Here is a 15,979-nt window from a genome sequence, read left to right as displayed (position 1 = left end):
CGCATGCAATGATTCACGACTGCTTCGCAGCCGAACCGGGTGGTGCGGCATTCCGACAAGCCCCGTCGCCACACAAGCCCGTTCCCACAGATGGAATGCAGTGTCTTTTGAGGAAGCAAAAAAAGCCCCGCGACCGAATGAGACGCGGGGCCAAAAAATTTGGTTGGTTGCGGCCAACCAAAGGAGCTCTTTAAAAACTTACTTGCTGGCGACCGTTGTCTCCGGTTGCCAACCGCCACCCAAGGCTTTGTAGATTGCGACGATGCCGCGATACAGATCGACTTCGGCCTGGGCCTGGGAATCTTCGGCAGCCAAGCGTTCACGCTGGGCATCGAGCAGGACCAGGAAGTCCGCCGTGCCTTCGCGGTAGCGAATCTGCGCCAGGTCAGCAGCGGCGCGGCTGGATTCACTCTGACGAATCAGCGAAATCAGGCGTTGCTGGCGTTTGCCGTAATCGCTGAAGGCGTTTTCCGATTCTTCCAGAGCCAGCAGCACTTGTTGCTCGTAGGTCGCCAGGGCGCCTTCGGCATCGGCGTCGGCACCGCGCAAACGGGCGCGCACGCTACCCAGGTCAAACGCCGCCCAGGTAATGCTTGGGCCCAGTGCCCAGGCATTGGCTGCCGCAGAACCGATCTGCGAACCACGCCCGGCGGTGAAGCCGAGGAAGCCGCTGAGGCTGACCCGCGGGAACAAATCAGCCTTGGCTACGCCGATACGGGCGGTGGCGGAAGCGAGCTTGCGTTCGGCGCTGAGAATGTCCGGGCGACGTTGCAGCAGTTCACCCGGATTACCGATCGGCAGGGCCTTGGCGATCGCTGGCAAATCTTTCGGGCTCAAGTCGACGGTCAGCTTGTCCGGACGTTCGCCCAACAGGGTGGCGATGCGGTTTTTCTGCCGAACCTGTTCGGCCTGCAATTGCGGCACACTGGCTTCGACGGACGCCAGGCGTGCATCGGCGCGGACCACATCAAGCTGATCGCCGACGCCGGCATCACGCAGGCTGACGGTGATCTTGCTCGATTCCTGCTGGTTGTTCAGGTTGGCCAGGGCGATCTTTTCCCGCAGTTGTGCGCCGCGCAGCTGGCCGTAGGCGTCCACCAGTTCGGCAATCATGCTGACTTGCAGTTGGTACAGATCGGCCTCGGCGGCTTGTTGCTCGGCGTCGGCCGATTCCAGATTGCGCTGGATGCGACCGAACAAGTCCAGTTCCCACGCCATGTCCAGGCCCAGGTCATAGCGTTCGCTGTTAACCCGTTTGGTGGTCTGGCCAGGGATTTGCCCCTTGGCCAGGTCACTGCTGGCGCGGCTGGTGATGGTCGGCATGGCGTCGTTGCTGGCGTCGTCGCGAATCGCTCGTGCGGCTTTCCAGCGGGCGAATGCCACGCGCAGATCACGGTTGCCTTGCAGCGATTGCATCACCAACTGGTTGAGGGTCGGGTCTTCAAACTGTTGCCACCAGATGCCTTCGAAACGCGAGCGGTCATAGTTCTTCTGACCGCTGGCGCCATCGGTAGCGGCCGTGATGTTGGCCGGCTCCGTGGCAGGGGTTTTGTAGTCCGGGCCGACGGCACAGGCGCTCAGCGCCAGTACCAGCAAGCTCGGCAGGAAGGCTTTCAGGCTCATTGTTGCGACTCCAGTTTCAGGGTCTTGGCCGCTTTGCGCGCTTCACCGCGCTCCACAAAGTTACGAATCAATACGTAGAACACTGGCGTCAGCAACAGACCGAAGAAGGTCACCCCGAGCATCCCGGAGAACACCGCCACGCCCATGGCATGACGCATCTCGGCACCGGCACCGCTGGAGAACACCAGTGGCACAACACCCATGATGAACGCGAAAGAGGTCATCAGGATCGGCCGCAGACGCAGACGGCACGCTTCCAGTACCGCAGCCAGAGGGCCGAGGCCTTCCTGCTGTTTATCCTTGGCAAACTCGACGATCAGAATCGCGTTCTTACAGGCAAGCCCCACCAGTACGATCAAGCCGATCTGGGTGAAGATGTTGTTGTCGCCTCCCGAAGCAATCACACCGGTAATGGCCGACAGCAGCGTCATCGGTACGATCAGGATAACCGCCAGTGGCAGGCTCCAGCTTTCGTATTGTGCCGCGAGCACCAGGAACGCCAGCAGTACGCAGAGCGGGAACACGAACAGCGCAGTGTTGCCGGACAGAATCTGCTGGTAGGTCAGGTCGGTCCATTCGTAGGTCATGCCGTTTGGAAGTTCATCCTTGAGCAGTTTCTCGATGGCGATCTGGGCCTGGCCGGAGCTGTAGCCCGGGGCTGCCGCACCGTTGATTTCAGCGGTGATGAAGCCGTTGTAGTGCATCACGCGGTCGGGACCTGAGGTGTCGCTGACCTTGATGAAGGTCGCCAGCGGGATCATCTCGCCTTTGTTGTTGCGCACTTTCAGCTGACCGATCTGGTCCGGTTCGAGGCGGAACTGTTGCTCGGCCTGAACGTTGACCTGGTAGGTGCGACCAAAGCGGTTGAAGTCGTTGGCATACAGCGAACCCAGGTAAATCTGCAGGGTGTCGAAGATGTCGCTGACGGCCACGCCGTGAGTCTTGGCTTTCTCACGGTCGATGGCGGCATCGACCTGTGGCACGTTCACGGTGTAACTGGTGAACAGCGCGGCCAGTTCCGGCACGTTGTGGCTCTTGGTGATGATGTTCATGGTTTCTTTGTACAGCTCGTCGTAGCCCAGGTTGCCCCGGTCTTCGATCTGCAGGCGGAAACCACCGATGGTGCCCAGGCCTTGTACCGGCGGCGGCGGGAAGATCGCCATGTAGGCTTCTTCGATGCCGGCGAACTTGCCGTTCAAGGCACCGGCAATCGCACCGGCGGACATGCTCGGGTCTTTACGCTCGTCGAACGGTTTCAGGGTCACGAACACGATGCCGGCGTTCGGACTGTTGGTGAAGCCGTTGATCGACAGGCCCGGGAAGGCCACCGCACTTTCCACGCCAGGCTGTTTCAGGGCCAGGTCGGACATGCGCTTGATCACGTCTTCGGTACGGTCCAGGCTCGAAGCGTCCGGCAACTGCGCGAAGGCCACCAGGTATTGCTTGTCCTGGCCAGGCACGAAACCGGTCGGGGTGTTGGCGAAACCGAAGAAGGTCAGCACCATCAGGCCAGCGTACAGGAGAAGGGCGATACCGCTGCTGCGGATGACCCGGCCGACCGTGCCGACATAACCGTGGCTGGCTTTCTCAAAGAAGCGGTTGAACGGACGGAACAACCAGCCACCGAAGATCTTATCGAGGACCTTGGAGAAGCGGTCCTTCGGCGCGTCGTGGCTCTTGAGCAACACCGCAGCCAGCGCTGGCGACAGGGTCAGCGAGTTGAAGGCCGAGATCACCGTCGAAATCGCGATGGTCAGGGCGAACTGCTTATAGAACTGCCCGGTCAACCCGGAGATGAATGCCGCCGGGATAAACACCGCACACAACACCAGTGCCGTGGCGATGATCGGGCCGGTCACTTCACGCATGGCGCGCTTGGTGGCTTCGACCGGGGTCAATCCGAGTTCGATGTTCCGCTCGACGTTCTCCACCACCACGATGGCGTCATCCACCACGATACCGATGGCCAATACCAAACCGAACAGTGACAGGGCGTTCAGGGAGAAGCCAAACAGGTGCATCACCGCAAACGTACCGATCAACGATACCGGCACCGCCACCAATGGAATGATCGAGGCGCGCCAGGTTTGCAGGAACAGAATCACTACCAGCACTACGAGGATCAGCGCTTCGAATAGGGTGTGAACCACTGCCTCGATGGAGCCGCGCACGAAGATGGTCGGGTCATAGACGATGCTGAAGTCCATGCCTTCCGGGAAGCTCTTCTTCAGTTCGGCCATCTTGTCGCGAACTTCGTTGGAGATCTGGATCGCGTTGGAGCCAGGGCGCTGGAAGATCGGGATCGCCACCGCCGGTTGGTTGTTCAGCAACGAACGCAAGGCGTATTGGCTGGAACCCAGTTCAACCCGAGCGATGTCTTTGAGGCGCGTGATTTCACCGTTGTCACCGGCGCGAATGATGATGTTCTCGAACTCTTCCTCGGAAACCAGACGACCTTGGGTGTTAACCGACAACTGGAAGCTGGTGGCATTCGGCGCAGGAGGCGCGCCCAGGGCACCGGCAGCGACCTGACGGTTCTGCTCACGAATGGCGTTGACCACATCGGTGGCGGTCAGGTTGCGCGAAGCGGTCTTGTTTGGATCGAGCCATACCCGCAGGGAGTAATCGCCCATCCCGAACAGCTGCACATCACCGACACCGCCCAGACGCGCCAGCTCATCCTTGATGTTGAGCAAGGCGTAGTTGGACAGGTAGAGCATGTCGTAGCGTTTGTCCGGCGAGGTCAAGTGAACCACCATGGTCAGGTCCGGAGAGGCCTTGTCCACGGTGATACCAATGCGCGTCACTTCTTCTGGAAGCTTCGGCTCGGTCCGGGTTACGCGGTTCTGAACTTGCACCTGCGCGTTGTCCAGGTCAGTGCCCAGGGCGAAGGTGATGGTCAGGGTGATCTTGCCATCGGCGGTGGACTGCGAGGACATGTACAGCATGTTCTCGACACCGGTGATGGCTTGCTCTAAAGGAGCTGCCACGGTTTCGCCGATGACTTTAGGGTTGGCACCCGGGAAGTTGGCGCGGACCACAACGGTCGGCGGAACCACTTCCGGGTATTCGCTGATCGGCAATTGGAACAGCGAGATGGCGCCGGCGATCAGGATCAGCAGCGACAGTACCGCTGCAAAGATCGGCCGAGAAATGAAGAATTGGGAAAAATTCATCGGAGTTGTCGTCCCTTAACCGCGTGGAGTCGCAGCAGCCAGTTTCACAACCGCACCCGGCGCGACCTTGGCAGGTGCGACTTGGGGCAGGTTGCTGGCTTCCAGCGCTTGTCGTTGTTGAGCCAGAGCGGCGAGGGTTTCCTTGGTGGCCATCGGGATCACTTCAGGCGTCACTGGAGAACCAGGGCGAACCCGTTGCAGACCCTTGACGATGACGGTGTCGTCCTTGTTCAGACCGCTGCGCACGATGCGCAAGCCTTCGATCTTCGGACCCAGCTCGACTGAGCGGTACACGGTCTTGTTGTCGGCATCCATCACCAGCACGAACTTTTTACCCAGGTCGGTACCGACCGCTTCGTCGTTGATCAACACGGCCGAGTAGGTGCCGCTGCCGACCAGTTTCAGGCGTGCGTACAGGCCTGGGGTGTACTGGCCGTCAGCGTTATCGAACACGGCGCGACCACGGATGGTGCCGGTCTTCGGGTTGACCTGGTTGTCGACGAAGTTCATCACGCCCTGGTGCGGGTTGCCGTCCTCGTTGGACAGGCCGAGGTACACCGGAGTGGTGGCGCCGCGTTTGCCCTGACGAGCGAGCTGAGTGTATTTGAGGAACACACGCTCGTCGGCGTCGAAGTAGGCGTAGACCTTGTCAGTCGAGACGACGCTGGTGAGCGCGGTGGTATCGGCGGTCACCAGGTTACCGGCGGTGATTTCCGCACGGCTGACGCGGCCGCTGATCGGCGATGTCACGCGGGTGAAACTCAGGTTCAGTTTGGCCAGGTCCAGTTGGGCCTGGAGGGCACCGACGGCAGCGCGGGCCTCTTGCGAAGCGCTGGTGCGCGAATCGGCCAGCTCGGCGGAGATCGCGTTGCTGGTGCGCAGGCGTTCGCCGCGCTGGGCTTCGTTTTCGCTGCGGGTGGCGTTGGCGCGGGATTGGGCGACCAGCGATTCGAGGCGGCGGACCTCAGCCTGGAAAGGGCGGGGGTCGATCTGGAACAGTACATCGCCTTTCTTGACCAATGCGCCTTCAGTGAAAGCGACTTCATCGATCTGGCCGGAGACCCGTGGACGAATTTCTACGGTTTCTGGCGCTTCGAGGCGCCCGGTGAATTCGTCCCACTCGTTGACAGGTTGCTCCAGCACCTTGGCCACGCTGACCTTGGCCGCGGGCATGGTGGCGGCGGTCTCAGGAGCCTTGCCGCAAGCGCTCATCACCACTACGGCCAACAAGGCCAACGGGAAGCGCAAATGTTTGAGTGACTGTTCCATGGATGCATCCGCCAATGTATTGAGAATGGACGGATGATGCTCGGCGATGTTGTATCGCACGAATCGAATGAGGCAAAGGTAACTATCATTCGGAATGATATAAGCGCGAAGCAAGCCCTCTAGCATGCGCCTTTCGTTAGGGTGCTATCAATTGGATTGATAACAAATCAGTGTTGCGGGGAATGCAAAGGTCGGACGGATTCGACGTGTTGTCAACGGCTCAAACAAAGAGACGGCCATGGCGGCCGTCTCGATTAGCGTTAGTTCACTGACTTCAGTTGATCCCTTTAGGGTTCGGACCGAAGCGGTTAACGCCAGGCGTGCTGTCCTGGGCCAGGAATACGATGTTCACGATCGGCAGCAAGATCCACCAGCCACTGCGATCAGTGTCGTGCATCCGGCGAATGGCGGCACCAAGGCCCGGTAGGAATACCGCCAGGCTATAAACATTGTTGAAAATCCCTTTGGTGCCCAACAAGGCGTCAATAACGATGAAGCCAATAGAAACCGCAATGTTGATCAGAATAAACATCCAGTATTCCCGGCGGCTTGCGCGGCCGCTGAACACAGCATATTTCTTCAGTACTTCAATGTAAGGATTACCTTGCGCTGCGCCTGCATTTGGCGCTGTAAAGGCTTGTTCGCTCGCTTGCGGCGCGCCGCACTGCGGGCAGGCTTTGGCCAGGGTACTGATTTCCTTGGCACAACCACGACAAAAAACCATGCTCATATTTTTTCCCTAAAATTAGTCTAATGACAGTCCGATGAAAACAAGCGTCGCAATAGCCGACAAGATAACGCCGGCAATCGCCAAGTTATTTCCTGGTTTTTTCTGGTTGATGCTGATGATCCCGCAAATGAGACCGGCGACGGAAAATGTGCTCATACCGACGACGGTATCTCTGTCCCATTCGGAGTCATCAAGCAGGGTAAGTAAGCAGATGATGCCCAATATCAGCGAGAGGATGGCCAGCCACGGAGAGCCGATGCCAGGAGTTGCCGCCAAGGCAACGTGTTGGCTCGCTCCGCATTGGGGACACGCTGGAGCCGTCTCGTGAATTTCCTTGGCGCACGCGCGACAAAATACCATTGTCATCGTCTTCCTTAACGTTTAATCCTGAATACCAGCACCGTTATCGCCCGGATGCCGGGCGACTTTAATGTTATTTCCGATAACTTTCGAGTTCTGTTTTTAAGGCCGGGTGTGTTGCGCAAATCGCGCTTAGCGACTGTTACTCTGGCTGGGCTTGAAAGGCGCACTCATCAATAGCGTTTGATCTTGTTCGGGTGTGGACAGCCTCGAGCTGCTCGCGCGACTTAAGTCAGGCTATCCGGATCCCCAAAAAACATCTGAATCCTGGACCGCAACCAACGCTCCCCCGGATCATTGTCCTGCGACCCGCGCCAGGCCATGTGCAGTTCAAAACTGCGCACTGGCAACGGCGGATCTTCCGCTCGCACGCCGCCTGCTGCGGTCAAGGCTTCAGCGGTGTAGTCCGGCACGGTGGCGACAATATCGGTCCCGCTGATGAGGGTGCTCAGCCCGTTGAACTGCGGCACTGCCAGGACAACATGGCGTTTGCGCCCGAGTTTTTCGAGTTCTTCATCTATAAAGCCGCTCAGGTCACCGGCGAATGACACCAGTGCATGCGGGCGCGCACAGAAGTCATCGAGGCTCAGCGGCCCCGGCACGGTATCGGCGCGTAGCAGCTTGGGCATGCTGCGGCGTAGCACTTTACGCTTGGCGTTGGCCGGCAAATCGGCGGTGTAGCTGACGCCGATCGAGATCTCGCCGGAGGCCAGCAGGCTCGGCATCAGGATGTAGTTGGCCCGACGTACCACCAGGACGATGCCCGGTGATTCGGCGCGCAGGCGTTTGAGCAGCATCGGCAGCAAGGCGAATTCGACGTCGTCCGACAGACCGATACGAAATACCGCAGTGCTGGTGGCCGGGTCGAATTCCGCCGCGCGGCTAACCGCCGTGGAAATCGAGTCCAGGGCCGGGGAGAGCAGGGCGAAGATTTCCACCGCCCGGGCGGAAGGCTCCATGCTGCGGCCGGTGCGCACGAACAACGGATCGTCGAACAGCCCGCGCAGGCGCGACAACGCCGCGCTGATGGCCGGCTGGCCAAGGAACAGTTTTTCCGCCGCGCGGGTCACGCTGCGTTCGTGCATCAGTGTTTCGAATACGATCAACAGGTTCAGGTCGACACGACGCAGGTCATTACGATTCATCTGGAGTCCTGGCAGAGTCAGCAAACTTGACGTGAGCGGCCATATGAGAACAATGGCCGGCATGAATCTTACGGGCAAAGGCTGCTACTCTGCACCGTGTAATTCACTTTTTACTTAAATGGCTGCTTCGGTTTTTACGGCATCTGATGATGTCGCCGGCGCTGCGGAATCAATGACAGGCATGTCGACTATTAATAGCCACTGATGGTCTTGGGTAGAAAGCCCAGATAGAGTTCAGGGCATTAGAGGTTACTTTGACGAGGTTTGCGATGTCCCGCACGATCCGTTTTCACAAGTTTGGTCCAGCCGAGGTGCTCAAATGCGAAGAGCATGCGGCCGCTCTGCCTGCACCAGGTGAAGTGCAGGTGCGCGTCGAAGCAATCGGCATTAGCTGGTACGACATTCTCTGGCGCCAGAACCTGGCGTCGTCCCACGCTCGTCTACCTTCAGGCCTTGGCCATGAAATGGCCGGCGTCGTGACGGCGATTGGCGATGGTGTCGACGATCTGGCAGTAGGTGACAAGGTCGCCAGCTTCCCGGCCGAAAGCCCTAACGATTATCCGGTCTACGGCGAACAGATTGTCCTGCCGCGTTCAGCACTGACCCGCTACCCGGACGTGCTCAGCCCGATCGAAGCCAGCGTGCATTACACGCCGCTGTTGATCGCCTACTTTGCCTACGTCGACCTGGCGCGAGTCAAGCCGGGGCAATTCGCCCTGGTGACCGACGCAAGCCATTGCGCAGGGCCTTCCTTCGTGCAACTGGGCAAAGCCCTGGGTATACGGGTGATTGCCGCGACCAAGACCGCGGAAGAACGTGAAAACCTGCTGTCCCTCGGTGCCGAGAAAGTCATCGTCACCGAAGAACAGGATCTGCTTATGCAAATCAACAAAATCACGGACAACCGCGGGGTCGATGTGGTGTTCGACGGCCTCGGCGGGCCACAGATGTCGCTACTCGGTGACGTGCTCGCACCCCGTGGCAGCCTGGTGCTTTATGGCCTGCAAGGGGGCAACCAGACGCCATTCCCGGCCTGTGCGGCGTTCCAGAAGAACATTCAGTTCTTCGTGCACTGCATCGGCAACTTCACCGGTAAGCCGGAGTTGGGCATTGTTCAGGATCAGGTGGCGTTGCAACGAGCGTTGCGCGATATCAACCAGTTGACCGCCGACCGCGTGCTGTTGCCGCTCAAGACTCGGGTCTTCCCGTTTGCCGAGTTTGTCGAAGCCCACCGCTACATGGACGAATGCCCATGCCGCGAACGGGTCGCCCTTCAGGTCGAGCCCGCGTAACACCCTTCAAGCAGTCCCCCGATGCCCTCGGTGCTCCCCGCGCCGAGGGCATCGTCGTTTCTGAACGGTGCATTTGAGCAACTGAACCGGTTTTTGCTTTCGATCTGTATCTTCTAATCATCATATAAGCCCTGATAATTGAATGATTACTTTCATCTCAAGGAACGAGTCATGGGTGGGCGTTCGATTGATATTAATTCGTGCATATTGGTTGCAGGCGATGGGCCGGTGTTGCAGTGGGCAACTATCAAAAATATATCAGTAACTTCTTTCTCTATTTTTTGTACTCAATGTCTGTGGGACGTTGTCGGAAGTTTCCTAGGAAGTCAGTTTAAATCTCAAGGACCTTGCCCGCTGGGGCTTTGCGAGGAGGTGGCTGTCGCCTGGGTATAGGCAGAGTACAAACCATTTCAAATAATTACTCACATTCGAGTGCTAGCATTTTATGAAAGGATTGCTGCACTTCATCACCGAGAATCGGTCGCGCAGTGTTTATCACTGTTTGCGTGACATTGAACTTCCGAATACCAGGTAAAACACTGATGACTACAATCCACGATCAGGCAATGAACTATGTTTATCAGCAAGTACTGCAAAGGCTGCTGAGTTTTTTCTCTCGCGCCGAGCGCACTGCATTGCAGCTTATGATTCAGCGCCTGGTGGTGGCCGCCGGGGGGATGGAGCGAATCGGCGATTTCAAGGTGATGTCGATTCAGTCCGGGACACTGGACAGTTGCTACACCCTGGCATTGCTGCGTGCCGCACAACTGAGTATCGCCAGCCGTGCACCGGCGACCTTCCAGTTGCGGGTGGCGACCTTGCGCCTGAACGGGACCGGCTCGACGGCGCTGGACAATATCCACCGCAGCAACGCGGCATTGTTCCTCTATGACGATCCTCGGGTCGAATTGTTGATGGTGGATAACCGTGAAGTCCTGCCATTCGACCACTTGGCCCCCATCTCCGAGGCCGGGCGCGAGTCGAATCGGCTCAATCAATTGATGGTCGGCCATTGCCGGACCTGTGACGGTCCGCTCGATCTATGGGATGACGGCTACCTGACCACTGGCGAGTTCTACGGGCAAATTGCGCGCTGGGACAGCGGCGTCGATGCCTTGATCAGCAGCGAAACGCCTCGCCAGCAGAGACAGTTTCTCGAAGGATTGAAGCGTGCGGCGCAAAAGGCCGGCCTCGGGACCCTGAACTGCACATCCGCTGGCTTCGAGGTGTTGTTTGCCATGCTTGATGAGCTGGGCAGCGACTATTACCGCGAGTTCTATTTCGGTCATGGGTATGCAACCTGGCGCCCGGCGGGCCGATTTGAAGCCTGCCGCCGGACCACTAGTCTCGATATTCACGACATGGTCGTCGGCAAACTGGAAGAACGCTGGCCTCTGCTCACCGAATTCCTGGGTGTCCGCCCCGACGAAATGGCGGCGCACCTGAGCGACAACGACTATGTCAGCCCTGGGATTGCGGCGCACTTGCGGGGGCTGCAAGCGTGCTTTGTGTCGGGCCGAAGCTACGAAACCGGGGTCGCCGAATATTTGCAGCGCGCTTTGGTGATGATGCGTCGCAAGCAGGTGCCGGAACGTATTTGCGAGCTGGCCCTGGAGGCATTCGGTAACCCGGCCACCGAGGCCGAACAGCGCCTGCTGGCGACGGCCGAGGCGCACAAAACCCTCGGACTGACCGAGGCCCAGCTGGTATGCCTGCTGTTTTCGCCGTTCATCGACCGTGGCGCGGGGCTGGAGCGCTTCCTGCGCAGTTGCCACCCCGGCATGCTGGTGGCAATGCCGGAATTGCACAAGGCGATGCAGGGTTATCAGGTGCCGGAACAGGTGGTGCAGTGGATGGTCGATGTCAGCGGCTTGCCGGTCAGCCTGATCGGCACGTTGTATCGCATGAAGCCGGTGGTGGTTGAGGCCGACAACGGCGTCGAAGAACCGCGCAACGATGACGCTGCCGTGGTTGGCGAACTGTCCGCGGGGCATTGACGGTGCAAGGGCTGCCGCGATCCACAACCGCTCATGCACATGCTCGCACCGTGTCTGGCCATTACCGATGAAAGGACCCAGAGAAACCGATTTTGCTTACCAGGCGGTTTACCGGTACCTGACGCACTTGACCCATAAGTCGGATGGCGGTACGCCCATCCGTCTGCCCTCGTTGAGGCAGTTGGCGGTGCGCCTTAATGTGTCGATCTCGACCATCCAGTACGCGTATTCGCTGCTAGAGAAGGAGGGCCGGGTCTACTCGGTGGCCAAGTCCGGCTATTACTCCCTGCCGGTCACCGCCATTGGCCCGCAGACCAGCGGTAATGATCTGCTTGAGTGCGTTTATGCCAATGCCCGGCGTCCGGAAATGCTGGTGTTGAGCACCGACGAGCCGGCCTTGTTGCAGCCACTGGACAGCCCTTTGCTGATGTTGGAGCGCGAGCTGCTGCGCCAATATCCGCGTCAACCGGCATCGGCTGCGCAACCCTGCGGCGAGCTGGAACTGCGCACGGCCCTCGCTGCGCGCTACACCACGTCGCCGGCGCGTTGCTGGCACGCCGATGAGGTGTACATCGGCGCCGATCTGCGTGGGGTTCTGGAAATACTGATCGCGGTCCTGCGACTCAAGGATGCGACCGTGGTAATCGAGTCGCCGTGCGATTGGGTCATCCTGCGGTTGTTCGAGGCGGCGGGTGTGCGGGTGGTCGAGTTGCCGTTGCGAGCCTGCGGCTCATTGGACCTGGAGCAACTCAAGGAAGTGCTGGAGGCCCGCCCGGTGCGGCTGGTCGTGCTGTCGTCCGGGATGAGCATGCCCCGAGGCAGCCAGATTCCCGACGACAATCGGCAGTCCATCGCCGACCTGTTGGCGCAGCATGGCAGCTGGGTGCTGGAAAACGACTGTTACGGTGAACTCGGTTTCGAGTCCGACGGCCCGAGATTTCGCGACCTTCTGGATCCTGACCGACTGATCGTGTTTTCTTCCTTCGAGAAACTCATCGGCCCCGAAGCGCCTTATGGCTATCTGCTCTCGCGGCTCCTGGGTAATGAATTGCAGCGGCATTTTTTGCTGCGCGCTTTTCGCTTGTCGCCGATCCGCCAGAAGGCCATCGCACGCCTGTACAGCAGTGGACGTATCGATCAGCATCTGCAAGTGCTGAGGCGCTTGCTCAAGGAGCGCCAGGTGCAGATGACCCAACTCTTGCACGAGCGCCTGGGCGATGCCTTGCAACTGGTGGAGCCGCAGGGTGGGGCGACGATCTGGGCGCGTTCGTTGCGCCAGGTCGATGTGCGCCGGGTGTTCCAGCGCTTGCTCAAGCAGCAGGTGGTGATTGCGCCGGGCGAGTTGTTCAGCCTGCAAGGCCTGTATGGTCAGCACTTGCGCCTGAGCCATACGTTTAGTGGTGATCATGATCTGGGAACCGCCCTGGGTTTGCTGGGGGATGCGTTGCGTCTGGAGTCGGTCGATTGAGCCAGGTTAAAAAACGTCGTCCATGGCTCGGATCGTTACCATCGCGTTGCGGTCAAACTGCCAGTAAACTGCGTTCCAATTCCTGAGCCACTCTATCTAGAGGTTTTGCATGACAATCAGTCCTTTTGCGGGCAAACCGGCACCGGCAGAATTGTTGGTCGACATCCCGCGACTGGTTACGGCCTACTACACCGGCCAGCCTGATGCCGCCATCTCTACCCAGCGCGTAGCCTTCGGCACGTCCGGTCACCGAGGCAGCTCGTTCGACTTGAGTTTCAACGAATGGCACGTTCTGGCGATCAGCCAGGCCATCTGCCTGTACCGTGAGGCCCAGGGCATCGACGGCCCACTGTTTGTCGGTATCGACACCCATGCGCTGTCGACGCCGGCCGGTGCGAGCGCCCTCGAAGTGCTGGCGGCCAACGGCGTCACCGTGATGATCGCCGAAGGCGACGAGTACACGCCGACCCCGGCCATTTCCCATGCGATTCTCTGCTACAACCGCGGCCGTACCTCGGGCCTGGCGGACGGTATCGTCATTACGCCATCCCATAACCCGCCACAAAGCGGCGGCTACAAATACAACCCTACCAACGGCGGTCCGGCCGATACCCATATCACCAAGTGGATCGAAGCCAAGGCCAACGAGTTGCTCGGCAACAAACTGGCCGGCGTCAAGCGCATCAGCTACGAACAGGCGCTGAAGGCCAGCACCACCCATCGTCACGACTACCTCAATACCTATGTCGCCGACCTGATCAACGTGATCGACTTCGACGCCATTCGCGATGCCAAGCTGCATCTGGGTGTCGATCCGCTGGGCGGAGCAGGGGTGCGTTACTGGTCGGCGATTGCCGAGCATTACCGCCTCGATCTGGAAGTGGTCAACACCCAGGTCGATCCGACGTTCCGTTTCATGACCGTCGATTGGGACGGGCAGATCCGTATGGACCCATCGTCCACCCACGCCATGCAAGGTTTGATCGGTCTGAAAGATCGCTTCGACGTGGCCTTCGGCTGTGACCCGGATCATGACCGTCATGGCATCGTCACCCCGTCCGGTGGCCTGTTGGCACCGAACAACTACCTCGCCGTGTCCATCGACTACCTGTTCCAGAACCGTCCACAGTGGCGTGCCGATGCCGCCGTGGGTAAAACCGTGGTCAGTAGCGGCCTGATCGATCGTGTGGCCAAGCGCCTGGGTCGTCGCCTGTACGAAGTGCCGGTCGGCTTCAAATGGTTTGCCGATGGCTTGTTCGACGGCTCCCTGGGCTTCGGTGGCGAAGAGAGCGCCGGTGCCTCGTTCCTGCGCAAGGATGGCGGCGTCTGGAGCACCGACAAGGATGGCCTGATCCCGGCCCTGCTGGCGGCAGAAATGACCGCGCGCACCGGTCGCGACCCAAGCCAGGCCTACCGCGCCCTGACCGATGAACTGGGCGAACCGTTCTCGGTGCGGGTCGATGCCAAGGCCAATCCTGAGCAGAAAGCGCTGCTGAGCAAACTGTCCCCGGATCAGGTCACCTCGACCCAACTGGCCGGCGAAGCGATCCAGAGCATCCTCAGCCATGCGCCGGGCAACGACCAGGCCATCGGCGGCTTGAAAGTCATGACCGAGAACGGCTGGTTCGCGGCGCGTCCGTCGGGTACCGAAGACATCTACAAGATCTACGCGGAAAGCTTTGTCAGCGACGAACACCTCAAGCAGTTGGTGGCTGAGGCCCAGACGCTGGTGGATGGCGCAATCTCGGCGAAGTGATTGAGGAACCCTGTGGCGAGGGGGCTTGCCCCCGTTGGGTTGCGAAGCAACTCCAAAACAGGCGAATGCGTTATTTCAGATCGTCCGCATTCACCGGTTTGCGACTGCTGCGCAGCCGAACGGGGGCAAGCCCCCTCGCCACATGCAATACACACATAGAAAAGGGGCGACCATTACGGTCGCCCCTTTTTTGTCTGCGATTTACTCGATCAAGCCAGATCCACCAACACGATTTCACTGTCCTCAATCGCCGTCACTCGCAACACCTGCTCATCGGCAACCGCGACACCGTCTCGAGCTTGTGCCCGCAAGCCGTTGACTTCAATCACACCCGTAGCCGGAACCAGATAAGCACGGCGCCCATTGTCCAGACGATACTCCGCCGATTCCCCGGCTTTCAGATTCGCCGCCACCAACCGCGCATCAGCGCGAATCCGCAGGCTCTGATCGTCACCGGACTTGCCACTGGCCAGGGTCACGAAACCTTCGCGCTGGCCTTTGGGGAAAGGCTTGGCGCCCCACGACGGCACCGAACCGGCCTCGTTGGGGATGATCCAGATCTGGAAGATCCGGGTTTCGGTGGCTTCCAGGTTGTATTCGCTGTGGGCAATCCCGGTGCCGGCGCTCATGACTTGCACGTCGCCCGCTTCGGTGCGGCCCTTGTTGCCGAGGTTGTCCTGGTGGGTAATTGCACCTTCACGCACATAAGTGATGATTTCCATGTCGCGGTGCGGATGCTGGGGGAAGCCTGTGCCGGGAGCGATTACATCGTCGTTCCAGACCCGCAGGTTGCCCCAGTTCATGCGTTTGGGGTCGTGGTACTCGGCGAACGAAAAATGGTGATGGGCATCCAACCAGCCATGGTGGGCGCCGCCCAAGGTGTTGAAAGGTCTGAGTTCAAGCATGATCGTCTCCTGAAAGGTTCGTCATGGGGCAGTGCGCCTGGACCACGAAACAAGAACCGGTGGTTGATGGCGTGCATCATCTATCAGGCGATAATCGATAAAAAGCGTAAAAAGTGCCTCAAAACAATCGATTTAGTTGATGCTAAATAACCTCGAAACATTCTCATCCAGCCTTCACTTCATCGCTTAAGCCAATGACCTGTAAGCATTTCACTAGAACTCAACGGCAAATGCAGACACCATAGCCCCCAACAGCCT

At 59.3% G+C, this 15,979-nt stretch carries 11 protein-coding genes; 4 read left to right on the top strand and 7 right to left on the bottom strand.

What is annotated here, in order from left to right; all coding sequences use genetic code 11:
* Positions 1 to 198: 198 nt before the first annotated feature.
* From ACY4LX_RS18940 to ACY4LX_RS18915, 6 genes are all read right to left on the bottom strand, one after another.
* Entirely contained in the window at positions 199 to 1,623 is a 1,425-nt protein-coding gene (locus ACY4LX_RS18940) for an efflux transporter outer membrane subunit (RefSeq protein ID WP_149660350.1), read from the bottom strand.
* Complete coding sequence (locus ACY4LX_RS18935; RefSeq protein ID WP_149660351.1) at positions 1,620 to 4,799, bottom strand: efflux RND transporter permease subunit; 3,180 nt, start codon at positions 4,797 to 4,799, stop codon at positions 1,620 to 1,622. The genes ACY4LX_RS18940 and ACY4LX_RS18935 overlap by 4 nt, the downstream gene beginning before the upstream one ends.
* 15 nt (positions 4,800 to 4,814) lie before the next feature.
* A complete protein-coding gene (gene mexE, locus ACY4LX_RS18930) occupies positions 4,815 to 6,068 on the bottom strand; it encodes a multidrug efflux RND transporter periplasmic adaptor subunit MexE (protein WP_149660352.1) in 1,254 nt (417 codons plus the stop codon).
* 274 nt (positions 6,069 to 6,342) lie between these two features.
* Positions 6,343 to 6,798 (bottom strand): DUF805 domain-containing protein, encoded by a 456-nt coding sequence (locus ACY4LX_RS18925; RefSeq protein ID WP_463257423.1) that lies wholly within the window; start codon positions 6,796 to 6,798, stop codon positions 6,343 to 6,345.
* 15 nt (positions 6,799 to 6,813) lie between these two features.
* On the bottom strand, positions 6,814 to 7,164 hold the full coding sequence (locus ACY4LX_RS18920) for a DUF4190 domain-containing protein (RefSeq protein ID WP_149660354.1): 351 nt from the start codon (positions 7,162 to 7,164) through the stop codon (positions 6,814 to 6,816).
* 221 nt (positions 7,165 to 7,385) lie between these two features.
* Entirely contained in the window at positions 7,386 to 8,303 is a 918-nt protein-coding gene (locus ACY4LX_RS18915) for a LysR family transcriptional regulator (protein ID WP_149660355.1), read from the bottom strand.
* Between the two features lie 269 nt (positions 8,304 to 8,572).
* Between ACY4LX_RS18915 and ACY4LX_RS18910 the strand changes: the two genes are divergently transcribed.
* The 4 genes from ACY4LX_RS18910 (at position 8,573) to pgm (ending at position 14,816) form a co-directional block, all read left to right on the top strand.
* Positions 8,573 to 9,595, top strand: coding sequence for a zinc-dependent alcohol dehydrogenase family protein (locus tag ACY4LX_RS18910; protein ID WP_149660356.1), 1,023 nt, complete (start codon positions 8,573 to 8,575; stop codon positions 9,593 to 9,595).
* A gap of 542 nt (positions 9,596 to 10,137) precedes the next feature.
* Positions 10,138 to 11,592, top strand: coding sequence for a hypothetical protein (locus ACY4LX_RS18905; protein WP_463257422.1), 1,455 nt, complete (start codon positions 10,138 to 10,140; stop codon positions 11,590 to 11,592).
* 67 nt (positions 11,593 to 11,659) lie between these two features.
* Positions 11,660 to 13,060 (top strand): aminotransferase-like domain-containing protein, encoded by a 1,401-nt coding sequence (locus ACY4LX_RS18900; protein ID WP_463257421.1) that lies wholly within the window; start codon positions 11,660 to 11,662, stop codon positions 13,058 to 13,060.
* A gap of 109 nt (positions 13,061 to 13,169) precedes the next feature.
* Positions 13,170 to 14,816, top strand: coding sequence for a phosphoglucomutase (alpha-D-glucose-1,6-bisphosphate-dependent) (gene pgm / locus ACY4LX_RS18895; RefSeq protein WP_149660359.1), 1,647 nt, complete (start codon positions 13,170 to 13,172; stop codon positions 14,814 to 14,816).
* 209 nt (positions 14,817 to 15,025) lie between these two features.
* Here pgm and ACY4LX_RS18890 read toward each other — a convergent pair whose 3' ends face one another.
* Positions 15,026 to 15,721: a pirin family protein gene (locus ACY4LX_RS18890; protein WP_463257420.1), complete on the bottom strand. Its 696-nt coding sequence runs from the start codon at positions 15,719 to 15,721 to the stop codon at positions 15,026 to 15,028.
* Positions 15,722 to 15,979: the final 258 nt, after the last annotated feature.

The sequence above is a fragment of the Pseudomonas sp. Emmai genome, assembly GCF_055179735.1.
This window is presented reverse-complemented; position numbering and strand designations above follow the sequence as displayed.

Excerpts from the sequence above, each read along its gene's own strand:
- ACY4LX_RS18940 (WP_149660350.1), bottom strand. The coding sequence starts at position 1,623 with ATGAGCCTGAAAGCCTTCCTGCCGAGCTTGCTGGTACTGGCGCTGAGC.
- ACY4LX_RS18935 (WP_149660351.1), bottom strand. The coding sequence starts at position 4,799 with ATGAATTTTTCCCAATTCTTCATTTCTCGGCCGATCTTTGCAGCGGTA.
- mexE (WP_149660352.1), bottom strand. The coding sequence starts at position 6,068 with ATGGAACAGTCACTCAAACATTTGCGCTTCCCGTTGGCCTTGTTGGCC.
- ACY4LX_RS18925 (WP_463257423.1), bottom strand. The coding sequence starts at position 6,798 with ATGAGCATGGTTTTTTGTCGTGGTTGTGCCAAGGAAATCAGTACCCTG.
- ACY4LX_RS18920 (WP_149660354.1), bottom strand. The coding sequence starts at position 7,164 with ATGACAATGGTATTTTGTCGCGCGTGCGCCAAGGAAATTCACGAGACG.
- ACY4LX_RS18915 (WP_149660355.1), bottom strand. The coding sequence starts at position 8,303 with ATGAATCGTAATGACCTGCGTCGTGTCGACCTGAACCTGTTGATCGTA.
- ACY4LX_RS18910 (WP_149660356.1), top strand. The coding sequence starts at position 8,573 with ATGTCCCGCACGATCCGTTTTCACAAGTTTGGTCCAGCCGAGGTGCTC.
- ACY4LX_RS18905 (WP_463257422.1), top strand. The coding sequence starts at position 10,138 with ATGACTACAATCCACGATCAGGCAATGAACTATGTTTATCAGCAAGTA.
- ACY4LX_RS18900 (WP_463257421.1), top strand. The coding sequence starts at position 11,660 with ATGAAAGGACCCAGAGAAACCGATTTTGCTTACCAGGCGGTTTACCGG.
- pgm (WP_149660359.1), top strand. The coding sequence starts at position 13,170 with ATGACAATCAGTCCTTTTGCGGGCAAACCGGCACCGGCAGAATTGTTG.
- ACY4LX_RS18890 (WP_463257420.1), bottom strand. The coding sequence starts at position 15,721 with ATGCTTGAACTCAGACCTTTCAACACCTTGGGCGGCGCCCACCATGGC.